Annotated in this window: 16 protein-coding genes and 1 pseudogene; 14 read left to right on the top strand and 3 right to left on the bottom strand. The window is 41.7% G+C overall.

Going from position 1 to position 23,353, the window contains the following annotated elements; translation table 11 throughout:
- Positions 1 to 88 precede the first annotated feature (88 nt).
- The 8 genes from PGR74_RS12125 (at position 89) to PGR74_RS12090 (ending at position 8,276) form a co-directional block, all read left to right on the top strand.
- Positions 89 to 916, top strand: a complete 828-nt coding sequence (locus PGR74_RS12125) for a DUF2764 family protein (RefSeq protein WP_041501904.1) — start codon at positions 89 to 91, stop codon at positions 914 to 916.
- A 69-nt stretch (positions 917 to 985) separates the two neighbouring features.
- A complete protein-coding gene (locus PGR74_RS12120; RefSeq protein WP_041501905.1) occupies positions 986 to 2,749 on the top strand; it encodes a V-type ATP synthase subunit A in 1,764 nt (587 codons plus the stop codon).
- A 75-nt stretch (positions 2,750 to 2,824) separates the two neighbouring features.
- Positions 2,825 to 4,162, top strand: a complete 1,338-nt coding sequence (locus PGR74_RS12115; protein ID WP_110688846.1) for a V-type ATP synthase subunit B — start codon at positions 2,825 to 2,827, stop codon at positions 4,160 to 4,162.
- Between the two features lie 50 nt (positions 4,163 to 4,212).
- A complete protein-coding gene (locus PGR74_RS12110) occupies positions 4,213 to 4,572 on the top strand; it encodes a four helix bundle protein (RefSeq protein WP_041501906.1) in 360 nt (119 codons plus the stop codon).
- A gap of 75 nt (positions 4,573 to 4,647) precedes the next feature.
- Positions 4,648 to 5,247: a V-type ATP synthase subunit D gene (locus PGR74_RS12105; protein ID WP_041501907.1), complete on the top strand. Its 600-nt coding sequence runs from the start codon at positions 4,648 to 4,650 to the stop codon at positions 5,245 to 5,247.
- Positions 5,248 to 5,255: 8 nt separating this feature from the next.
- Entirely contained in the window at positions 5,256 to 7,088 is a 1,833-nt protein-coding gene (locus PGR74_RS12100; RefSeq protein ID WP_160289119.1) for a V-type ATP synthase subunit I, read from the top strand.
- 47 nt (positions 7,089 to 7,135) lie between these two features.
- Positions 7,136 to 7,588 carry an ATPase gene (locus PGR74_RS12095; protein ID WP_041501909.1) on the top strand — a complete coding sequence of 151 codons (453 nt, stop codon included), beginning with the start codon at positions 7,136 to 7,138 and terminating at the stop codon, positions 7,586 to 7,588.
- A gap of 160 nt (positions 7,589 to 7,748) precedes the next feature.
- Complete coding sequence (locus tag PGR74_RS12090; protein ID WP_235375020.1) at positions 7,749 to 8,276, top strand: RNA polymerase sigma-70 factor; 528 nt, start codon at positions 7,749 to 7,751, stop codon at positions 8,274 to 8,276.
- Positions 8,277 to 8,371: 95 nt separating this feature from the next.
- Here PGR74_RS12090 and PGR74_RS12085 read toward each other — a convergent pair.
- Positions 8,372 to 9,480 (bottom strand): annotated as a pseudogene (locus tag PGR74_RS12085) (PDDEXK nuclease domain-containing protein).
- A gap of 340 nt (positions 9,481 to 9,820) precedes the next feature.
- On the opposite strand from PGR74_RS12085, the gene PGR74_RS12080 reads away from it, so the two are divergent.
- The 6 genes from PGR74_RS12080 to PGR74_RS12055 all read left to right on the top strand — a co-directional run bounded on the left by PGR74_RS12080 (position 9,821) and on the right by PGR74_RS12055 (position 20,562).
- Entirely contained in the window at positions 9,821 to 10,972 is a 1,152-nt protein-coding gene (locus PGR74_RS12080) for a FecR family protein (protein WP_270517269.1), read from the top strand.
- A gap of 81 nt (positions 10,973 to 11,053) precedes the next feature.
- Positions 11,054 to 14,458: a SusC/RagA family TonB-linked outer membrane protein gene (locus PGR74_RS12075; RefSeq protein ID WP_270517268.1), complete on the top strand. Its 3,405-nt coding sequence runs from the start codon at positions 11,054 to 11,056 to the stop codon at positions 14,456 to 14,458.
- Between the two features lie 3 nt (positions 14,459 to 14,461).
- Positions 14,462 to 15,916 carry a RagB/SusD family nutrient uptake outer membrane protein gene (locus tag PGR74_RS12070; RefSeq protein WP_270517267.1) on the top strand — a complete coding sequence of 485 codons (1,455 nt, stop codon included), beginning with the start codon at positions 14,462 to 14,464 and terminating at the stop codon, positions 15,914 to 15,916.
- An 11-nt stretch (positions 15,917 to 15,927) separates the two neighbouring features.
- Positions 15,928 to 16,614: a DUF4843 domain-containing protein gene (locus PGR74_RS12065; RefSeq protein ID WP_041501911.1), complete on the top strand. Its 687-nt coding sequence runs from the start codon at positions 15,928 to 15,930 to the stop codon at positions 16,612 to 16,614.
- A gap of 20 nt (positions 16,615 to 16,634) precedes the next feature.
- The gene (locus tag PGR74_RS12060) at positions 16,635 to 18,239 is read left to right on the top strand and encodes a PKD-like family lipoprotein (protein ID WP_270517266.1); all 1,605 of its coding nucleotides are present in this window, start codon (positions 16,635 to 16,637) and stop codon (positions 18,237 to 18,239) included.
- Position 18,240: 1 nt separating this feature from the next.
- Positions 18,241 to 20,562 carry a S9 family peptidase gene (locus tag PGR74_RS12055; RefSeq protein ID WP_270517265.1) on the top strand — a complete coding sequence of 774 codons (2,322 nt, stop codon included), beginning with the start codon at positions 18,241 to 18,243 and terminating at the stop codon, positions 20,560 to 20,562.
- Positions 20,563 to 21,083: 521 nt separating this feature from the next.
- Here the strand turns inward: PGR74_RS12055 and PGR74_RS12050 are convergent.
- A complete protein-coding gene (locus PGR74_RS12050; protein WP_270517264.1) occupies positions 21,084 to 21,560 on the bottom strand; it encodes a fibronectin type III domain-containing protein in 477 nt (158 codons plus the stop codon).
- 120 nt (positions 21,561 to 21,680) lie between these two features.
- The coding region (locus PGR74_RS12045) for a golvesin C-terminal-like domain-containing protein (protein WP_270517263.1) at positions 21,681 to 23,353 on the bottom strand (1,673 nt) is incomplete at its 5' end.

Below are 23,353 nucleotides of genomic sequence, written 5' to 3'. Positions count from 1 at the left end.
ATGTGATTGAATGATTTGGAGATTATGCGTTTTAATCATGAAATCATAAAATGACAGAATCCAGAATCGTAAAATAAAACTGAGAGGGATGATATTAAAAAATGGTTACTACTGTTTGATTGCCGGTTTGCCGGAGATCGCTTGGGATGATCGGAAATTGGCAATATCTGTCAGTAATCTGCGGGAGTTGGCTCAAAACGATTTGAGTAAAAAAGATATGGAACTTTTGAATCTGTTCTTTCTTCCGGCAGATCATGTACAGATTCTTCGTCTGTTGACGAAGCAGGAGCCTGACCCTACTCTTTCGACGGTATATCCTTTAAAGCAACTCGAAGATGAGATTGCCGAACCTACCTCTTCTTTACTTCCTTATTTGAATCAATTTATAGCTGATTTTAAAGGAGAACATCTGAAATACGATGTAGCTCCTGAAAATGTGTTGAGTTGGATGTATTACGATTATTTATTGAAATCCGGAAACTCTTTTGTGAGACGATACGCGGAATTTTCAATGAATGTCAAGAATCTGATCACCGCGTTGAATTGTCGGAAATACGGAAAAGAGATAGAGAAAGAGGTGATCGGGAACAATGCTTTCGCGAAAGCGTTGCGTACGTCCAATTCGAAAGATTTTGGCTTGGCTATGGATTATCCTTACGTGGATAAGGTGATATCTTTAATGGCTAATCCTAATTTGGTGGAAAGGGAGCGGGGGTTGGATTTGTTGCATTGGGACTTTATAGAGGAAGCCGTTGTTTTCGAGTATTTTTCCGTGGAGAAGGTTTTGAGCTTTATGTTGCAATTGATGATTATTGAAAGATGGAGCAAGATGAGTTCGGAGTCCGGACGTAAGGTATTCATGGAGATGGTCGAGAAGTTCAGGCATAGTTTTGAATTCACGGAGGAGTTCAAATGATTTTAAATTTTACAAGGGAAGAATTCCCGGAAATTTAAGATGGAGAGATTAAAAATTAAAAATTGAAAAATGGATAAAACACAAGGAAAAGTTCATAGTATTATATCCAACCTCGTGCTTGTGCGTACCGAAGGCCCGGTTTCCCAGAATGAGATTTGTTTCATTCTGATGGGTAACGAGAGGCTGATGGCGGAGGTCATCAAGGTCGTTGGAGATATTGCTTATGTGCAGGTATTTGAAAGTACGCGTGGTTTGAAACCCGGTACGTTGGTAGAATTTGAAAACCATATGTTGGAAGTCACCTTGGGACCGGGGTTGCTATCGAAGAATTTCGACGGTTTGCAAAATGACCTGGATAAGATGACCGGAGTTTTCTTAAAACGAGGAGAATACACGAATCCGTTGGAAGTCGATAAAAAATGGAGTTTTACTCCTTTGGCTAAACCGGGAGATAGGGTAAAAGCCGGAGACTGGTTAGGAAACGTGAAAGAGAATTGGTTGGACCATAAGATTATGGTTCCCTTTAAGATGCAAGGCGAATACACGGTAGTTTCCGTCGCGGATGCCGGAGAGTATACGATTGAAGATACGATTGCCATCGTAAAAGACGAAAACGGTAAAGAGTTTCCGTTGACGATGACACAGAAGTGGCCGGTGAAGGTCGCCGTAAGAAATTACGTGGATAAGCCGCGTCCTTTCCGTCAGATGGAAACGGGAGTACGGGTAATCGACACGATGAATCCGATTTTAGAGGGGGGTACCGGATTTATTCCCGGTCCGTTCGGAACGGGTAAAACGGTATTGCAACATGCTCTTTCCCGTTTTGCCGATGCGGATATTATCATCATGGCTGCTTGCGGTGAACGGGCTAATGAGGTTGTAGAAATTTTCACGGAGTTCCCCGAGTTGGAAGACCCTCGCTCGGGACGTAAATTATACGAGAGAACGACGATCATTGCCAATACCTCCAACATGCCCGTGGCTGCCCGTGAAGCCTCGGTTTACACGGCTATGACCATCGGTGAATATTATCGTTCCATGGGGATGAAAGTCCTTTTGCTGGCGGACTCTACCTCTCGTTGGGCTCAGGCTTTGCGTGAGATGTCCAACCGTATGGAGGAACTTCCGGGACAGGATGCTTTCCCTATGGACTTGTCTGCCATTATTTCAAATTTCTACGCTCGTGCCGGAATGGTCTACCTGAATAACGGGAAAACCGGTTCTGTCACTTTTATCGGTACGGTATCTCCCGCGGGAGGTAACTTGAAAGAGCCGGTTACGGAATCTACGAAGAAGGTAGCCCGTTGTTTTTACGCTCTTTCGCAGGCTCGTGCGGATGCCAAGCGTTATCCGGCCATCGATACGTTGGAGTCTTATTCCAAATACTTAGAGTATCCGGAGTTCATGGAGTTTGCAAAGAAGAATATCTCGGATCATTGGATCGCCGATGTAAACGAAGCGCGGAATATGTTGGTTCGTGGACGGGAAACTGCCGAACAGATCGATATCCTGGGGGATGACGGTGTACCTTTGGAGTATCATTTGATTTACTGGAAATCGGAATTGATAGACTTTGTTATTTTGCAACAAGATGCATTTGATAATATCGACGGTTCGACCTCTATGGAGCGTCAGAAGTATATGTTGAATGCCGTGTTGGATGTCGTGCGTTCCGATTTTGATTTTGACTCCTTTGAAGAGGTAAATCCCTATTTCAAACGTATCATTAACGGGTTTAAACAGATGAACTATTCCGAGTTCCAGTCTGAACACTTTAAGAAATACGAGGCAGAAGTGAAGGAAATTATTAACGAGAGAAAAAAAAATGATTAAAGGATTTTGTGATTGAATTACTGAATCGCAGAATCTGCAATCACCGAATCGTTAGGTTATAAAAATTAAAATTTGATTATGTCAGTTGCTTTTCAAAAAGTTTACACGAAGATCACCCAGATCACGAAAGCCACGTGTTCACTGAAAGCTCAGGGCGTCGGAAATGACGAGTTAGCTATCGTGAACGGCCGTTTGGCTCAGGTCGTGAAAATCTGGGGAGATGATATAACCCTTCAGGTGTTCTCCGGAACGGAAGGGATTCCGACAAATGCAGAAGTGACATTTCTCGGAAAGGCACCTACTTTAAAAGTCGGAGAAGATTTATGCGGTCGTTTTTTCAACGCGTTTGGAGATCCGATCGACGGGGGTCCGGCTATCGACGGCGATGAACGTGAAATCGGCGGTCCTTCCGTGAATCCGGTACGCCGAAAACAACCTTCCGAATTGATAGCCACGGGTATAGCGGGTATCGACTTAAATAATACTTTGGTATCGGGACAGAAGATTCCGTTTTTTGCGGACCCGGATCAGCCCTATAATCAAGTAATGGCCAACGTGGCTTTGCGTGCGCAGGCCGACCGGATTATTTTGGGGGGAATGGGATTGACGAATGATGACTACTTGTATTTTAAGAATTTGTTCGACAACGCCGGGGTTTTGGATCGTATCGTCAGCTTCGTGAATACGACGGAGGCTCCTCCCGTGGAGCGTTTGTTGGTTCCGGATATGGCGTTGACTGCTGCCGAGTATTTTGCCGTGGATAAAAACGAGAAGGTATTGGTATTGTTGACGGATATGACTCTGTACGCGGATGCCTTGAGTATCGTGTCCAACCGTATGGATCAGATCCCTTCTAAAGACTCTATGCCCGGTTCGCTTTATTCCGATTTGGCGAAAATTTACGAGAAAGCCGTACAATTCCCGGCAGGTGGTTCTATTACGATTATCGCGGTAACCACTCTTTCCGGGGGAGATATTACACATGCTATCCCTGACAATACCGGATACATTACGGAGGGACAATTGTTCTTGCGTAAAGATACGGAAATCGGTAAGGTTATCGTCGATCCTTTCCGAAGCTTGTCCCGCTTGAAACAATTGGTGATCGGTAAGAAAACCCGTAAGGACCATCCGCAGGTTATGAATGCCGCTATTCGTCTGTATGCCGATGCTGCCAATGCCCGGACCAAAATGGAGAACGGATTCGATTTGACGGATTATGACCGCCGGACTCTCGATTTCGCGAAAGAGTATTCGAACGATTTGTTGGCCATCGACGTCAACATCTCCACCGACCAGATGTTGGATACGGCTTGGACTTTGTTCCGGAAGTATTTCAACCGCTCGGAATTGGGAATCAAGGCGGAAATAGTAGAAGAATTTGGCGGATATAAAGATTATGTGATTAAGTGATTATGTGATTAAGTGATTATGTGATTAGGGGATTATGTTATTAGGTGATTATGAATCAGATCGAGTTTAAACGTAGAACCAAGCAATTAGGCTTAGATGTCATTCGGATGGTTGAAAAATTTCCGGAAACACGTTTGGCATGGATTGTAAAAGATCAAATTCTACGATCTGCTTTGTCGGTAGGAGCCAATTATCGAGCAGTTTGTCGGGCTAAATCTGATAAGGATTTCATTAATAAAATGAGGATTGTAGAGGAAGAAGCGGATGAAACTGCCTATTGGTTCGAAATAATCGAAGAATCTGAATTATTGCCTGTTGAGGAATTAATTGCATTGAAGACGGAGATTAATGAAATAATATCAATGGTGGTAATTTCTATTCGAACCAAAAATGCCGGTATGAATAGATAATCACGGAATCACTATATCATCCAATCAAAGAATCATGATATATGGAATAGAAATCTGAATTTAATATTTTGAAAGGTGGCAATAAAATTTCAATACAATAAAACTTCGCTTCAGGGGTTGGATAAACAACTGAAGATGCGGGTGCGGGCGTTGCCTACCATCAAAAATAAGGAGTCCGCATTACGGTCGGAAGTGAAAAAGGCAAAGCAAGTTGCCGACGAGTTTGACGAGAAGTTGGAAGAGACTTTGAATCAATTACATGATATGTTACAACTTTACGACGAGTATTCGAAAGATATTCTCGTGGTGAAGGAGGTAAATATGTCTGTAAAGAAAATTGCCGGAGTAAAAACCCCTGTCTTGGACGGGGTGGAATACGAGGTAAAGGATTTCAGCTTGTTTAACCGGCCGGGGTGGTTCCTTGACGGGGTACAATACATCAAAGAGGTGGTCGATATCGCTTTGGAAAGGGAGTTTTACATGCGTAAAATGGAGTTATTGGATAAGGCGAGGAAGAAGACCACTCAGAAGGTGAATTTGTACGAGAAAGTACAGATCCCCGGATTCCAGGAGGCAATCCGGAAGATTAAGCGTTTCTTGGAGGATGAGGAGAATCTTTCCAAGTCTTCGCAAAAGATCGTGAAAAACCGTAAAATGATGGAGGCAGAGTCATGATAGTACCTATGAAAAAAATATCCCTGTTGATTTTTTATAAAGAATATCAGCAATTTCTCGAGGAACTTCGGGAAAAGGGAGTGGTTCATATCCATGAAAATGTAGAGCGTTCGGCCGAGGATAAAGCCTTGCAGACCAAGTTGATGCTGATCAAACAGGCTGGCGAGATGATTATGCGATTGGAAAATCGGAACGCGACCGATCAGAAGGAAAAAGTCGACGTTGCCGACGATCAGTTGTTGGAGTATTTGGATAACAGCTATCGTCGTTTAGAGCAAATCGATCAGGAATTGGCCTATGTCCAGAAAGAATACGCGCAATATCGTCCTTGGGGAGATTTTTCCAGAGACCGGATCGAGGGATTGAAAAAGGCAGGCTGGGAGCTTCGTTTCTTTACGGTACAGGACCAGAAATTCGATACCGCATGGGAAGGGCTTTACAATGCCGTTGTGGTAAACGAGATGATGGGACAGAAGTATTTCGTGACGGTGACACCTGTTGGAACGAAAGTGGATTTGGAGGCAGATCCCTTCGTGTTTCCGACGGAATCGGCGGAAAAATTGGCTGGAGAGATGGAGCGTTTACGAAAAGAGGCTTTAACGTTGAATCAGAAATTAGATCGGGAAGCGGAGGATGCGATCCATCGTTTAAAGGATTATCGGTTGCATGTCGGTGAGATCGTGGACGAATTGAAGGTTGAAGATGCGGCGAGGGCTTTGGTTGAAGAGAAAGTCATCGCTTTGGAAGGGTGGATTCCGGCAGAGAAGGAAGAGGAGATGAAAAAATTTTTAGAGACCAAGGATACTTATTTCGAATTTAGCCGGCCGACACCAGAGGATGATGTGCCTGTTTTATTGCGTAATAATGCTTATACCCGTTTATTCGAGCCGATCACCCGGATGTTTGCTTTACCGAACTATAACGAATTGGATCCTACCCCGTTTTTAGCTCCTTTCTTCATGCTGTTTTTCGGCTTGTGTATGGGAGACGGAGGATATGGTTTGTTGATTTGGGCCGTATGTTTCTGGTTGGGGCGGAAGGCTAAACCGGAGCTGAAAGGGTATCTCGTGTTAGGACAAATTTTGGGTATTACCACCATTGTAGTGGGTATTCTTACCGGATCGTTTTTCGGTATCGCCCTTGATTCCGTTGAATGGCCTTGGCTGAAAGGCGTGAAAGAGTACTTTTTGACGGAAGCGAATTATGGAAAATACCTCGGGGGCTATAATCCGATGATGGTACTTGCAGTTGTAGTCGGGATTGTACAGATCCTTTTCGGAATGTGCATCAGTGCGGCTAAATTGACGAAGCAGTACGGCTTTAAGTACGCTATGTCGACAATTGCCTGGGTCGTGGTGATCCTTATGGGGATCGTTTTGCTCGGTCTTCCGGCATTGGGAATGACATTACCTCTCGTGTTGACCTATGTTTTGTACGGTATCGTCGGTATATGTGCTATCGTTATTCTCTTTATGAATTCTCCGGGCAAAGGAGTGTTCACGAATCTCGGTTCGGCTTTATGGGGAACCTACAATATGGCAACCGGCTTGTTGGGAGATACCTTGTCTTATATCCGTCTTTTTGCTTTGGGTTTGACAGGTAGTATTTTAGGCGGTGTATTTAATACGCTTGCTTTCGAATTGACCTCGTCATTACCTTTTGTCGTTCAATTTATAGCCGCCTTTTTGATCCTGCTGATCGGACACTCGATAAATTTCGGTTTGTGTATGATCGGGGCTTTCGTGCATCCGATGCGACTCACTTTCGTGGAGTTTTACAAGAATGCCAGTTTTGAAGGAGGGGGTAAACAATATGAACCTTTTAGGAAAAAAGTAGCTTAATTAGAAAATAGAAATTATTAGAAATAACAAATTAATCGTTTTAAATTATGGAACCAATTTTATTAGCTTATTTAGGAATTGCATTGATGGTAGCATTGTCAGGTGTTGGTAGTGCTTATGGTGTTACAATTTGCGGTAATGCTGCCGTGGGGGCTTTAAAGAAAAACCCGACGGCTTCCGGTCAATATATCGGTCTGTCCGCTTTGCCTTCTTCTCAGGGATTGTACGGATTCGTGGGATACTTCCTGTTGAGTAGTCATTTGAATCCTGCTATGGATTGGGGCGTTGCTTCCGCTATATTCGGTGCGGGTATCGGTCTTGGGTTGGTAGCCTTCTTTTCGGCTATTCGTCAGGCACAGGTTTGTGCGAACGGTATTATCGCTATCGGTAGCGGATACAATGTATTCGGAACTACGATGGTATTGGCCGTGTTCCCCGAGTTGTACGCGATCTTGGGATTGTTGGTATTGATTCTTATTTCCGGTTTGATTCCCGCCTAATCACGGTATAATATAGATGGACGAGGCCGTTTGAAAAACTCAAACGGCCTCGTCGTTTTATAACAGGTCTCTGTTCCTTGTGTTAATATTATTGTAATACTCGGTAAAAAGCTTACATTTGCATGTATATAATATAATAATTTATTATAAGCATGGCATAATGGAAGAACTTTTTGACGGTCAAACTTTCGAAAAGCTATTTAGTAAGCATTTTTCCAACCTTACGGGTTTTGCGTATAATTATGTAAGGGATGAGGAGATAGCGAAAGATATCGTACACGATGCTTTTTTATTGCTATGGAATAAACGGAAATGTTTGAATCCGGTATATCCTGTAAAATCTTACCTGTTTGCTTTGGCGCAGCATAAGGCATTGAATTATTTAAGGCATTTAAGCGTGGTGAAAACAAGCGAATACGAATTGGAAACGTTATTTGATTCGGCAGCCGGGGAATTGGATGAACACGAGAAACGTCTTGTTCGCTTGGAAGAGCAATTGTGTCTGTTATCGGAAATGCAACATGATGTTTTGATCAAATGTGTGGTGGAAGGGAAGAAATACAAAGAGGTCGCGGAAGAACTCGGAATTAGTTTAAATACCGTTAAAACACATCTTGCCCGAGCGTTAAGATTTTTGCGCAATGAATTAGAAGACCGTGTGATTATGTTTTTCATCCGGTATAAATAATCCGGTTTATGCTTCGCATTCTGTTTTATTTAATGTAGAATTTTAATTGTTTTGGTATAATTGTTGGGGTCAAATTCTTTCATGTAAGATTGATGTTAAGTTATTGCTTCTTGGTTATCTTTAGATTCTTCAATCCATTCTTTTAATTTGGTTTGTAAAATCTTCTTATTAGGTAAATAAAGAGCGTATTCAGTAGCGTAGATATTGGCGTCTTTGGGTAGTGTCAATTCGACTAAAGCATCATTTTTTTCTTGACAAAGTAATATCCCTATAGTCGATTTCTCGAACTCTTGTTTGACATGCCGATTGAAGTAATTGACATACATTTGCATCTGGCCTAAGTCTTGGTGTGTAAGTTTGTCTACTTTCAAATCTAAAAGTACGTAACATTGTAATAGTCGGTTATAGAAGACTAAATCGACAAAAAAATGTTGCTCGTTGAATGTAAAACGTTTTTGTCTGGATTCAAATAAAAAACCTTTGCCTAATTCAAGTAGAAAATCTTGTAGTTTATTAATTATGGCATTTTCTAATTTACTTTCGTTATAAACAGATTCAATCTTTAAATCTAAAAATTCTAAAGTTAAAGGATTTTTAATGATATCAGATGGTTTTTCTATCGTTTGTCCTTTTTGAGCTAAACGTAATACTTCGTCTTTATTGCGACTTAAGGCCAATCGTTCATATAAACTTGAACCAACTTGTCTACTTAGCTGTCGGACACTCCAATGTTGTTTTGTACATTCAATTTCGTAGAAGTTACGTTCTTCTAAATTTTCAATACGCATTAATATAAGGTAATGAGACCAACTTAAGGAAAATTAGTACCTAAGGCTTGGGGTGTAACTTTATATCTTTCTTCGGGAATTTTATTCTCCGTAATAGGCTCAACACTGTTGAGCCTTTCCGAATATGTTAAATAAAATTGTCTGAACCTTTTTATATTCGGATACGAAAACCCACTTCCAAAGTTTTCCGTCAACCGTATGGAGAGTGTTTTTAGCGCAGACTTGCCATATTGAGCTCTTTCATTTCCTTGTTGTTCATATTCAATAATATATCTTCCAATCTCGTAATAAGTATATACCATTGCAAGATTTATAGTTGTTGCCACTTTTTCCCGAGTAGTTTGAATTAATGAGGATATTTTGTTATAAAGAAAAGTGGTACGTTCATTCATGTCTTTATCTTTATGATACTGCATATCTTTTTTGATTTAATTGCACGTGGATTTCGATTATTATTATGTTCTGCTAATGATAATATGATCAGGAGTTATACAAAGGTAAGAAAAAGTAATGAAATTTTTGTTGTAGGCTTATAACTTTCTGTTAATAAGATAGTAAGTGTATATTGTTGATGCTTTTGATTACAGGTAATGCATATTGTCCCGATAAAAACTCTTATTTTCATGGCGTTATATCTTTTTTGATTGATACTTGCTTATTATTTGTCGGATGGGTTTAATTTTTTTTGAAAAAAGTAGGTTTTGCGTGTCACCCGTTTTTGGGGGGTGGGGGTATTAGATGTAAAAATAAGAGAAGATGAGCTATCACGAGGAAGATATAAAATTTGCCATTAAGATTCTTTCCTGCAGGAAAGCGTTAGAAAACAGGGAGGTTGAGCAGTGGATGAGTATCCCCGAACATGTGGAGTTATTGAAAGAGCTGGTTGCTATCCGGCAAAAGAGTTCGACTGTCGATTTCGAGCAGGATAGGTCGGCTGTTTACTTTCACTTGCGACAAACCATTGGCCGACGAAAGAGGCGTCGGTTGATTTGGTATCGTTCCATAGCGGCTTCTGTCGTGTTATTGGGATTTTCCGCGATATGGGCTGTAAAAGAGTTGCAAATAACGGGGAGAGAAAACTCGACGATACGAACCGAAGCATTTCGCCCGGAAGGTGCGGCGATTGAATTGATATTATCGGATGGTCAAACGATTCAATTGAGTAAAACGGGGAGTGGATGTAAAGATTTGTCGGCAACGGGAATTCGTAACGACTCCTTGCACGGTTTGAGTTACGCGGAGGTGAAGGTTGACTCGAGCGGAGAGGAGATTTACAATACCCTGAATGTGCCGAAAGGAGGTTTTTACCCGATAGAATTATCGGATGGAACGAAAGTCTGGCTGAACTCGGAAACGAGTCTCCGTTACCCTGTAAGATTCACGGAAAGGGAGAGAAGGGTATATTTAAGGGGAGAGGCTTATTTTGAAGTGGCGTATGATAATCGGTATCCTTTTGTTGTAAATGTCGGAGGGATGGAAGTGAAGGTGTTGGGGACGAGATTTAACGTGAATTGTTATGATCGTGATACCATACGGACGACGCTGGTAGATGGAAGTGTTTGCATAAAGGATGTTTTTTCGGATAGAGAGACCCTACTTTGTCCGGATGAGATGGCAACGTATTGTAGAAGTACGCGGTTAGTCACCAAAGAAAAGGTCGATCCGTTTGTTTATACTGCCTGGAAAGAGGGTAAGTTCGTGTTTGAGAATGAGACTGTCGAGGAGATCATGAAGCGTTTAAGTCGTTGGTATGACATTGAGGTCGTCTATGAGAATCAGGAGATAAGGTATCAGACTTTTACGGGTATTATGGAACGTTTTTCGGATGTCCGGGATATCCTTCATTTGATCGAAGAGACGGCTACGGTAAAATTTGATATTGAAAATCATGTAATTGTAGTAAAATAAAAAACCGAAAGTTGTTCCAGCAACTTTCGGTAGAAGATGGATGTTTACACATCCGAGTGTTAAATAGTAATATACAAATTTATGGAAAAAAATCGAAGATGGTTTTGTCTTGGGCGGCTTTTATGCCTAAAAAATGGAAAAACCAGGGTTTTTAAAGTGATTTTGTTGTTGTCCGTGATCTTACTACCGGGAGTGGTAGCGGCTCAACAGCAAAAAGTAACGATTCACCTGACAAAGGTAGGTGTACAGGATGTATTTAAAGAGATCAACAAACAGACCCGGTTGAATTTCGTGTATAATGCGGAACAATTGAAAGAGATCGGATCGGTGACCTTAAACTTGAAAAACGTGACGGTGGATTCGGTTCTGACCAGATTGTTTGAAAAAACTTCTTTTACCTACAAATTTGAAATGCAGTCGATTATTATCAAAAAGAAGACGGTATCGCCTGCTGTTGAGAAGATGATTTTGACGGGAGAAGTGACCGATTCCAAGGGGGTTCCGCTTCCGGGAGTCACCATCGTACTGAAAGGGACGACTTTGGGAATTACAACCGATGCAAAGGGTAAGTTTACGTTTGCACTAAAAAAATCGAAAAATCCGGTATTGGTATTTTCGTTTATCGGAATGAAAAAGGTAGAACATGCGGTTGTGCCCGGAGAGCCTATTCTTATAAAAATGGAGGATGATGTTGAAGAGATGGAGGAGGTCGTGGTTACGGGTTACGGAAATATCAATACCAAAAGTTTTACCGGAAACGCGAGAACGATACGGGGAGACGATTTGTTAAAGGTATCGAGAACGAATATTATAAAAGCCTTACAAATATTCGACCCGTCGTTTAAGATTACGGAGGATAATTTAGCCGGTTCCGATCCGAATAAATTGCCAGAAGTAACGATTCGGGGGCGTTCGAGCTTGGGTAAAATGGAGTTGGATGAGTTGGGAGCGAATCCGTTTGCGAAATCTTCATTGGAGGCGAACCCGAATACTCCCACGTTTGTGATAGATGGGTTTGAGGTGGATATACGTAAGATTTACGATTTGGACCCGAACCGGATAGAGTCGGTGACCCTCCTGAAAGATGCCGCGGCAACGGCCATGTACGGTTCGCGGGCTGCAAACGGGGTAGTCGTTATCACGACCCGTACCCCTAAAGAAGGTGGGTTACAGGTCAGCTATAACGTGACGGGATCCGTGGAATTTCCTGATTTGTCCGGATATAATCTGATGAACGCGAGAGAAAAGTTGGAGGCAGAGAAACGTTCCGGTGTCTTTGATTATGATCCGAATTCAAACTCTCCCATGTATGATGGGCAGGAGTTGTATATGAAAAGGTGGAATGCCGTCTATGTGGAGGGTGTAGATACGGATTGGATGGCTTTGCCTTTGCGTACGGCTTTTCGACACGATCATAGTTTACAGGTTGAAAGTGGTTCGAAGGCTATTCGTTATAGCCTTATCGTGGATTATTCGCAAAACGATGGCGTAATGAAAGGTTCCGAGCGAAATACTTGGGGAGGCGAGTTTAATATTCATTTGAAATACGGAAAATTATTCTTACGTAATTCTGTTTCTTACCATTATACTTCTACGGCCGATTCTCCTTATGGAGCGTTTCGGGATTATTCCCATCAATTGCCTTATGTAAAGTATAAAGATGCGAACGGGAACTTGTTGAAAGAACTCACGACATTCGCATCGGGGGGAGATTCTCCTAACCCGATGTATGAAGCTCGATTGGAGAGTTTTGCGAAAACGACTCAACATGAACTGATGGATAATTTGCAGTTGCGTTGTAACGTGACGAATTATTTGATGATTCAGGGATCATTGGGAGTGACTCAAAAATGGAATGATGACAGTCGTTTTATAGATCCGCTTTCGAAGTACAGCTCCCGGAAGATTTCGGTAGATAATTTGGTTGCCGGGGATTTGTATACCGATGTCGGAGGTTCCAGTAGAGTCAATGTTCGTTTGGGGATAAGTTTAAATAAAACGATAGAGAAACACGATATTAATATTGCCATTAACGGAGAGTTGACAGAGAATAAGAGTCATTCGGTATATACACACTATGTCGGTTTTCCTTCGGGGCATTTGTCTTCCGTGAATTATGCGTCGGAGGTTAACGGGAAGCCCAGTAAGAGAGAAACTACTTCCCGTTCTGCCGGAATAAACGGTATTTTGAATTATAGTTGGAACGATATTTACCTGATGGATTTTTCTTTTCGTTACGAGGGTTCTTCGGTTTTCGGGACGGAGAAAAAAGGTTCTCCTTATTGGGCTTGTGGCCTTGGAATTAATATTCATAAATACAGTTTTTTGGAAAACACGGAATGGTTGGATCGATTGAGGTTGAGAGGCTCTTACGGGATGATCGGAAATATTAATTTTCCGGCTTATGCTGCCCGGAACTATTTTGTAAATATGTTCGATGATTGGTATGTGACGGGTTTCGGGACTAAAATCACCTATTTGGGGAATCACTCTTTAAAGCCGGAAAAAACAAGTACTGTAGATGTGGGGGTAGATGCCTCTTTTTTGAGGGGTAAGATCAATCTGAAGTTATCTTATTATAATAAAACAACCGTCGATATGGTAAATGATGTCACTATTCCTTCCACTTCCGGTTTTAGCGTGTATAAAGATAATTTGGGCAAGGTTCGGAACGAAGGAGTGGAGTTCGATATCTACGCGAGTGTGTATCAGGGGCGGGATTTCTCATTAGCTCTGAACGGTAACATCGCCCGGAATAAGAACAGGATGCTTGAAATCGGTAAATCGTTGGAAGATTATAATCGGAAAGTAGAAGCGTATTATGACAACTCGGATAAAGCATTGGGGGAGCAGTCGGATGAACGGAAAATCTGGACGAAATTTTACGAGGGAGGTTCTTTAACGGCTAAATACGGGATGCGTTCTTTGGGAATAGATCCGGCTACCGGACAAGAGGTGTTTTTAGATAAAAAAGGGGCCGTGGTTTTTGAAAATGATCCGAAGGAGTATGTCGTTATCGGAGATACGGAGCCTTTGGGATCGGGGTCTTTAGGATTACATGCAACCTATCGGAATTTTACCTTGACGGCCAATTTTTCTTATGAGTTCGGTAGCGAGCGGTACAATGAAACGTTGGTATATTATGTCGAGAATGCGAATATAGAAACTGAAAATGTGGATAAGCGGGTGTTGAGCCAACGGTGGCAAAATCCCGGCGATAAAGCTCCGTTAAAAGATATTAAGGAGAGATATAAACAGACACGACCTACGTCCCGTTTTATGCAGGACTATAATATGTTTTCATTAAGCTCGATGTCTTTGCAATACGAATTGGGTAAATCTTCCTCGGAAAAATTGGGACTCGAAAGAGTGCGTTTGGAAATCGGATGCGGAGAATTGTTTCAACTGTGTAGCGTGAAACGGGAGAGAGGATTGGATTACCCTTTTGCCCGGAGTTTTAATTTCAACCTAATGATTAATTTTTAAATTATGCTAAATAGATGGTGTGTTTTAGGAATATGCTTGGCATTTATGTCTTGTAATTCATGGTTAACCATAGAGCCTAAAGAACAGATTTCAGAAGAAGATCTATTCTCCCGGGTAGAAGGATTTTATACTCAATTGGATGGACTTTATAAGTCGATGGCTGAACAAGGTATGTACGGGCAGGAATTATCTTGGGGATTTTTGGATATCTTGGCACAATATTATGATACGGAGAACACGAAGAATCATGCTTATGAAGAGGCGTCCAAATATAATTACGAATATACCCGGGTGAAAACGATAATCAAGACTTTTTGGACAGAAGGATACAATATTATTGCCAATTGTAACGTGTTAATAAAGAATATTCTAATCGCCGATCCTAATCTATTCTCGTTGCAAGAGAGAGAACGGGATCTTATTTTAGGAGAAGCTTATGCGGTCAGGGCTCTCGTGCATTTCGATTTATTACGTTTGTTTGCTCCCAGTATAAAAGTAGATGGTGAAATAAAGGCTTTACCTTATGTAACCGAGTTCCCTGTTTATTTTCCGGATAAGGTAAAAAGTTCCGTCTTTTTGGATTCTGTTATTAGTGATTTGAAAAAAGCGCATGAATTGGTACAAGAGTATGACCGGAGTAAATTGGAAAGGGTAAAGGAACTTAAAGCGAGATTGGAATTAACGAGTTTTGAAAGCAATCGTTTTTTAGAATTCCGGGGATACCGGTTAAATTATTGGGCTGTTAAATGTTTATTGGCCCGTGTCTATATGTACAAGGGAGATGAAAAGAGTGCATTCGCTTATGCTAAAGAGTTGATCGATCTGCATGAACAAGAGGATTGGATCGAATTTACAACGAGAGACGATGTGGAGTCTCAAAGTAATCTCAAATATTATGACGATGTGTTTTTTGCTTTATACAATAATAATCTGACGGATTATTCGACCGGATACTTCGAGGAGAACAATTATATATGTATGCAAGATGTAGACGGCTTGTTTTCTAATAGTGATAAAAAATACGATTACCGCTATGAAGCGTGGGAAGACCACCCGCTATACGGATCAGATCAACCGCTTCCCAAAAGATTAAAAGAACTGACACAAGGTAAAGGGAAGTATTGCAGTAAAATGATACCCATGATTCGTTTAAGCGAGATGTACTATATTGCTGCCGAAGCCGTTTTTGATGAAGATCCGGAATTAGCTGAAGATTACGTGTATTTTGTCGTTCGTAAAAGAGGTTCCCGTGCAGGTGTGGCAGGGTATAACACGAAAGAGGAATTTATAAAGAATATTATATTGAAAGATTTGCGTCGGGAAGTGTACGGAGAAGGTCAGTTGTTCTTTTTTTATAAACGTCATCATATGCCTGTCGTTATAGATGCTTGGACCGAGAAGACGTTGGAAAAAGAGTTTGTATTACCCTCGCCGGAAATAGACGAAATGAATAATTAAAAATTTGGATGATGAAAACGAAATATAAATTAATGGGAATGTTGATTTTTCCCCTTATGCTTTGGGCTTGCGAACAGCGGAAAATAGAGCTTTATAATTCTCCCCGGTATCTTTCTTTCGAGTCGAATGAAAAGGATACGCTCTATTTTTCCTTTTTCTTTACCTTAGACGAAGAGTATGAATATCCTGTTGTTGTTAATTTGACCGGTGACCTTCTTGAGGAAGATAGAGAATTTATCGTGAAGGTGGATACAGCATCGACGCTCGCGAGTGATATGTTTGTACTACCGGAGCGATTTGTTTTCAGGCGAGGGGTTGTATCGGATACGTTCAGTATAAAATTAAAAAATCATCCGTTATTGCGAACGGAAAAATTATTTTTAAAGTTGAAGTTGGAGGAATCAGAGATCTTTTTATCTACAGGAGGCGTTTGGAGTCATTCGATTCTCTCTGTTACGGATATTGCTATAAGACCTTCCTGGTGGGATGAAAGGGTCGTCGAACGGTTTTACTTGGGAACCTATTCCAAAAGAAAATTTGAGCTTTTCATGGAAGCAACTGGAATAACGGATATGAGTGAAATGAGCGACGGCGAGAGACGTATCGCCGCCTTGAGATTTAAGCATTGGTTAGCTGATCGGGAGCCTATCCCGGATGAAGAGAACGGTGGATTTATATCAGTACCGGTTATAGGTTAGTCATTTAAAACATAAACATTATGAATACGATAAAATACATATTTATCCTTGCTTGCCTTTTGAATTGCATGAGCTGTTTTGAGGATAAAGGGAATTATGATTACGGTAAAATTTATACCATAGGGGTAAAGTTGCCTAATAGTGTTACTATGGTCGTCAACGAATCGCGTACTTTTAAACCGGAACTCACCTTTGACGAGAAAAATCCGGCGGGCGTAAAATACGAATGGCAAATAGAGAGTAAGGTCGTTTCACATGATTCTGTCTATACGCACGTGGCAAAAGAGTTAGGTTCTTTACGAGGATTGCTGACCGTGGAGGATGAGAAAACCGGAGCGAAATTTTACAAGGAGTTTTCGATCGAGGTGAAACCCCTCTATGAAATGGGATTTTTGTTATTGACGGAAAATGGAGAAAATAGTGATTTGGGATTTGTGAAGGCGGGTAGGATTCCGAGTAATTCTCAGACCGGGACAAACGATACGGTTGTGTATATAGCGGATTATATCAATTGTTACAGTGATTTGTACGGGGAACCTATAAATGGAAAACCTTTACAATTAAGGGAACATTACGCTTTCGACGATTATAATCGGGTATTCGGGGAAGTTACTGTTAAAACGGCCCTACCCGAAAGAAATCAATTTATGGAGTTGAATGGAGAGTCGTTGAAAAAAGAGACATTTATAGAAGAGGAGTTTAGTAACGGGTTATTACCTGTTGCTTTCCATCCCGTGGATTTGCTTCATACCTGTTTCGATAGTTTTTTATTAGATAAAGACGGTTTATTGTATACTCGAAGGTGTAATCCCGCCACGGGTTATCATTTGGGATATTTTTCCAAAGATGTGGTTTATTTAGGTGGAAAACGAAAAATATCGAATATTATATTTAGCGATTACGTGGAGTCCGGAACGATTTATGCCATAGAAGAAGATGCTGTCGGAAAAAAGAGGTACTTGGGGATCTATTCCGATTATTACAGTAATAGACGGAATCTTACGGAGATGGAGTTGGTTTATGAAGAAGAGGAGTTTGCCGCACATTTTACGGATTTAACGGATGAGGTTATGGAATCGGATTATTTTAGGGTAAAGGAAGAGGGAGTTTCCGGGAGTGCAGTTGTTTCTAAAAACCCGGAAGGGGAATATATGTTACATCTGTTTGTCGGAGGAGCGCCTTCTTCCGCGAAGCACGTGAAAATATACAGCTCGCAGAAGATTAATTTGACGCGGGAACACGGAATTACCGATTTTGTAAAACTCGGTACTTTTCGGAATTGCAATATGGTATATGTTTGCGATAAACAGAATATCTATTATTTTGAAGTCGACGAGACCTTCCATAAATATGAATTCGGTATTGTCCGGACGTTCGATAAGGAGATCGTTTCTATGGCCACTCAGTCCATGTTCGGTTATGGGGCAAAGAGTTTCGAACATCATATCGGAGTCGCATTTGAAGATGGATTCTTTGATATATACGAATTGCAGTACGACGGTAAGGATATGAGTAGCTTGTATAAGTTCAGCAATAAAGTTTACGGTTCGACTCGGAGCTTCGGAAAGATACGCGATGTTATTTGGAAATTGGGAGTCGGAAACTATTATTTTAACGGAAGGTAAGATGAGGAAGGTATTTATTTTGTTAGCTTGTATGGCGGTGATGGCTTCGGCTGTTGCGCAAGCAGACTACGAACAGGTTTTTCGGTTTGAAAAAGAGTTTAAGGGATTCGGGGGTGGATTTTCTATTGTTCCTTATTTTATTAACGGCACGGATAATTTTTGGTTTCGATACAAAGATGGCGGTAGTATGAAATACTATATTGTCTATCCGCAACGAGGAAAACAAGAGCTGTTGTTTGATAACCGGGATATAGCAACGAAGGTAAATCGATTGACGGGGAACAAGGTAAATCCCGATAATCTGGGGCTGGACGGGATAACTTTTGATCGTTCGTTGAAAAAGATCTCATTCTATCTCGGTGATGAAAAATTTTCCTATCATTTGAAAACCGGAGTGATGAAATCGGAAGCGGAAGAGTGGGAATATTACGGCCAGCCTTCTGCCTGGGAGTATTCTCCGGATAGCTTATACATTTTGTTTGTAAGGGATCATAATCTGTTTTTAGCGCATAATCCGGAAAAAAGCGGTGATTCTACGCTTGTCCGACTTTCGGATGATGGTTCGAGATTCAACTCTTACGGTCAGTATTTTAAAGGAATGGAAGAACGGGAGGTAAGGCCTAACGGTTGTTGGTTGCCGAATTCGACTCATTTTGTAATTCAATCTGAAGATCGACGCTGCTTGGGAGAGATGTATCTTACGGATTACCTTCATTGGAAATGCCCGAGTTTGCGAACCTATCGCTATGCCGTCGCCGGAGACAGCTTGGCCTGTCAATATGGTTTGAAGCTAGTTGATGTGACGATTCCCGCTATTCGGGAATTGGATGTTTCCAAATGGAAAGATCAATATGTCGAGTTTTTATACGCTTCTCAAAATGGAAAAAAGATCTATTTCCAACGTATCAAACGCACGTGGGACGAGAAGGAGTTATGCGTGTATGATATGGATACGGATAGCGTACGGGTATTGATTCATGAGGTGGATAAACCTTTTTTCGATTATGTTTTGGCTCAGGTTTTTTTCTTGAATGACGGTAAAGAGATCGTTTATCGATCGGAGCGTACGGGATTCGGGCATTTTTATTTGTATGACGGGGAGACGGGACAATTGAAACGAGCACTGACTTCCGGAGAGTATGTGACGGGACATATTCAGGAAATCGATTCAAAGACACGGGATCTTTATTTTTATGCTTATGGTGTTGTTCCGGACAGAGATCCCTATTATAAAGTTTTATGTAAGACAAATATTGATAAAGGCGGATTTCAGATCCTTACTCCGGAGAATGCCACACATAAGATAGAGCTATCTCCGGTCGGAAAATATATAATTGATAATTTCTCCCGGGTCGACACGGTTCCCCGTAGCGTTCTTCGGGATGCTAAAGGTAGGATTGTGTTGGAATTGGTTAAACACGATATTGATCCTTACCTTGAAAAAGGATGGGATATGCCGATTCGTTTTAAGGTGAAGGCGGCCGATTCGATTACAAATCTTTACGGGGTAATGTGGAGGCCGATGAACTTTGACCCGAACCGGAAGTATCCGATCATCTCGGAAGTATATCCCGGACCGCAGGGAGAATATGTACCGGTATCGTTTGGTTTAAGCTCAAGTTACGCCACCAAATTGGCTCAGTTGGGTTTTGTGGTTATTCAGGTCGGCCATCGGGGTGGAACGCCAATCCGGGGAAAAGAGTATCAGCGTTTTGGTTATGGGAACATGAGAGATTACCCGTTGGCGGATGATCGGGCTGCGATTATAAATTTAGCGAAGCAATATCCGTTTATCGATACTACTCGGGTTGGAATTTACGGACATTCCGGGGGAGGTGCTATGTCTACGGCTGCTTTACTGACCTATCCGGATTTTTATTCGGTAGCCGTTTCCGTATCGGGAAATCATGATAACCGGATTTATGCTCTTGATTGGGTGGAGTTAAACAATGGAGTGCAAGAGATCGTCGATAGCGTAGTCCGAGATAATAAACCCTATGATAAAAGGACGAACTTTAAGGTTCGGGAAATTCGTACCAATATGCAATTGGTTGAGAATTGCCGGGGACATCTTTTGCTCGTTCACGGAATGCAGGATGATAATGTTCATCCGGCTCACGCGATGCGGATGGTACAATCATTAATAGATGCCGGAAAAAACTTTGACATGCTGATTCTCCCTCGAAGCGGACATGCAATAGATGGGAGAGAGAACCGATTGTTGGAACATAAGATGCGGGGATATTTTGCCAAATATCTGTTAAACGATTTTTCAGGCGATATGTATATTGATATAGAAGAGCGTAAACAGACCGAAAGGTAAATTCGGTTAAGATTTTGTATTATTGTCATTTTTTACAGCGAGACGACTGAAAATTTTATTTTTCAGTCGTCTTTTTTTATTCTCCTTATATTTAGTACTTCTTTTTTCGATATCATCGAAAAATTACCTGATATAACTATAATACTTATTGTTATATCGTTGATTATTATTTGTTTATGTGAAATGAACATACGAAATTTTGCAGGACAATAAAGGCTTTCTTGTTGGTATTCAAGAAAAAGCCTTATTTTTAGGAGTGAGGAGGAGAATAAACAAGATTCAATAAAATAGATCTCGTTTCTATTATTTAGGGACACTTTTAATTGGATAACCTCTTACCATGAGTTTATCGATTAGAATTTATCTATCCACTATCCTAAATCCAATTCGACGTTAACTTTATCAAAGGATCTTAAATAACATTTTCAGAGAGTATGATCAATACTCATAAATCATTTAATACAGACGTTAGAGAGAAATAAAAGTTATTATATATTTTTCTAATTTTATAGATATATTCTTTAATCCTCTTCTTTTTTATGAAGAACTCCTGTTGCCCGAATTTGATTGGCTGACGAGACATTGGACAAAACTGAAGAATTTACCCTCCCGGGTTTAATGAACCCAGGTCCGCTTTGAACCTCGATTCCGGATTGGTCTTCGCTTGTAACTGTAACTTTCTTTGACGACGAACCAGGCTCTCCCGTACCGTAATAATTTTCGACCCTTACTCTAAAAATATACGTTTCTCCCTCTGTTAGATTTTCAGCGGTATAAGGCATATCTACATATTTTCCACCGACCATCGGTACAGGAACAGTTCCATTTTCCTTCCAATCTTTTTCATGTATTTCCCTATATTCAACATAATAGATCATCAAACGGGAACCCCCGTCATGAACTGGGGGTTTGATCGTTAAAGTGACTTTACCTGCGGCAAACGCGATATTCGATACTAATACCAAAATCAACACGATAAAAAATTTACTTGTTTTCATCATTTCGTTTTTTTTGTTTTATTTCTCTCTAACTATTTGTTTTTAAATAGCTTAAATTGTTCGAAGAGAAGAACTTTTCATTATCGTTCCGTAATCTCTTATTTTCGGGGAGATTCACGATTACCTGACTTTAACCCATTTCACGGCATCGGCGTACAGGTATTGATGTGGATCGGCACCTCTCCCGGACAGGGTAACCTTTGCCTTTCCGGCGTGAAATCGGTAAGTCCCGAGCGATACCCAGCCGTCTTTTGTGCGCAACGGGGCGATCGCCACCTTTTTCTCTCCATCGGCGTGAACAAAGCGGTATCTTTGTACCGGTTGTCTTTCTTTCTTCCCCCGACTGTAAAAAGACATCGTGTTGTTTCTACCGGCAAGAGGCTTGTTGTTGTAAACAAACAACTCGTACGCTCCAGCTTCCGGCAAGTCCACCTCCCACTCGACATCGGAATCCCCTTGCCCGGACTTTTTCTCTAAATAACTCCTGGCAAGTTCCCCGTACGCTCCCTGGTCGGTAGCCCAATCCCAAGGCGTGTTTTTGTAATTCTTTCGCCAGAGAAATTTCTGCACGACCCGACTCTCCTCGATGACCCGGCAACCGGGGTCATCGTTATCCACGATATACACTCCCGGATTCGGGGCGAAAACAAGGGTATCCGCATCGAAAAATCCGTCTGTCGCTTCTTTTACCCTGCCTTTTTTGGCGAAGGGACCGAAATCATAACACGAGGGGACATTCCGGGAAACGTTCGTGAGAACCCCGATGATCGCTCCCTCGCTCGTCCCCTCGAAATATACCTTGATCTCTTTGCAAGCCCCGGCGGAGATAAGATAATGTTGCTCTCTCGATATAGTGCCGGAGTACAGGCGTTTTATCGAGAGGATGCCATCGCTGTTTCCTTTATTCCACGCTTTAATGCTGAACACGAACCCTTCTTTTTCTCCCGGGGTTTCCACGTCGTCCACCCGGGCATCTCTAAAATAGTACGCTGGCAAACCTCGCTCGCTATACAGTTTCCGGGTCAGGTTCAAAAGAGAGACGCCGAATCGCTTCTCCAGCTCCCCGCAATACTCCTCGTAACTAAAGCCCCGGAACGGGTGACTTTGAATAAACTCCGTGTTAAAACGGGCGAACTCTTCCGCGGGAATAACGCGTAACACTTGCTTCAAAAAATTAGATCCCTTGAAAGACAGGAGATCCCCCACCTCGATCCCGTCCCCCGGGGCGAGTAGTGCGTCTTCAATACTCCGGTTGGAAAGATACTTGGCTTCTTTAAAACACCCATCACCTCCCCAGTAGTCAAAATGGGTGTCGAACCCCTCCTGCATAGTGCGGAACAAGAGGTCGATCCCTGCGAATTCGGTAGAGTACACGTTGTAATGATATCTTCGCATCAAGTAAGAGATATCGTTTTCGTTCTTGACCTTGCTTTTTCCGCTTCTACCGCTTTTCCCGGTCAGTTGATTAAAAAACAGGTTCCCTTTCAGGAGGTATCGTGTCTTGATTGTTAGCTCCCAAATGTAGTTGTTCAGGAACTCGCTTGTCGGGGTATTGCCGATATTAACAACGCTTTTCAACCGGAATGCGATAGAGAGTAACGCCTCCCTCTCCGGACGAAACACGATTTCCGGTTGCACCAGCTCGCTATTGGTTTTCCAGTCCCGGCCGTAAGCGCAAAAATGAACAGGCGTCTCCACGAGACACAGTTTATCGAATGCGTACCTTATCTTGTTATCCCAGTATTTGTATCTGCACTTCTTTTCCCAAAAATCGGCAGCATCTTCCGCGGTTA

It is taken from the genome of Sanguibacteroides sp. AM78-02pH3A (assembly GCF_027666085.1).
Taxonomy (GTDB): Bacteria; Bacteroidota; Bacteroidia; order Bacteroidales; family Marinifilaceae; genus Gabonibacter; species Gabonibacter massiliensis.
The sequence above is the reverse complement of the archived record's forward strand: the minus strand, read 5'-3'. Positions and strand labels throughout refer to the sequence as shown.

What these genes read in the sequence shown, in the direction of transcription:
- PGR74_RS12125 (WP_041501904.1), top strand. Translation starts at nt 89, where the DNA reads ATGATATTAAAAAATGGTTACTACTGTTTGATTGCCGGTTTGCCGGAG.
- PGR74_RS12120 (WP_041501905.1), top strand. Translation starts at nt 986, where the DNA reads ATGGATAAAACACAAGGAAAAGTTCATAGTATTATATCCAACCTCGTG.
- PGR74_RS12110 (WP_041501906.1), top strand. Translation starts at nt 4,213, where the DNA reads ATGAATCAGATCGAGTTTAAACGTAGAACCAAGCAATTAGGCTTAGAT.
- PGR74_RS12100 (WP_160289119.1), top strand. Translation starts at nt 5,256, where the DNA reads ATGAAAAAAATATCCCTGTTGATTTTTTATAAAGAATATCAGCAATTT.
- PGR74_RS12095 (WP_041501909.1), top strand. Translation starts at nt 7,136, where the DNA reads ATGGAACCAATTTTATTAGCTTATTTAGGAATTGCATTGATGGTAGCA.
- PGR74_RS12090 (WP_235375020.1), top strand. Translation starts at nt 7,749, where the DNA reads ATGGAAGAACTTTTTGACGGTCAAACTTTCGAAAAGCTATTTAGTAAG.
- PGR74_RS12080 (WP_270517269.1), top strand. Translation starts at nt 9,821, where the DNA reads ATGAGCTATCACGAGGAAGATATAAAATTTGCCATTAAGATTCTTTCC.
- PGR74_RS12075 (WP_270517268.1), top strand. Translation starts at nt 11,054, where the DNA reads ATGGAAAAAAATCGAAGATGGTTTTGTCTTGGGCGGCTTTTATGCCTA.
- PGR74_RS12070 (WP_270517267.1), top strand. Translation starts at nt 14,462, where the DNA reads ATGCTAAATAGATGGTGTGTTTTAGGAATATGCTTGGCATTTATGTCT.
- PGR74_RS12065 (WP_041501911.1), top strand. Translation starts at nt 15,928, where the DNA reads ATGAAAACGAAATATAAATTAATGGGAATGTTGATTTTTCCCCTTATG.
- PGR74_RS12060 (WP_270517266.1), top strand. Translation starts at nt 16,635, where the DNA reads ATGAATACGATAAAATACATATTTATCCTTGCTTGCCTTTTGAATTGC.
- PGR74_RS12055 (WP_270517265.1), top strand. Translation starts at nt 18,241, where the DNA reads ATGAGGAAGGTATTTATTTTGTTAGCTTGTATGGCGGTGATGGCTTCG.
- PGR74_RS12050 (WP_270517264.1), bottom strand. Translation starts at nt 21,560, where the DNA reads ATGAAAACAAGTAAATTTTTTATCGTGTTGATTTTGGTATTAGTATCG.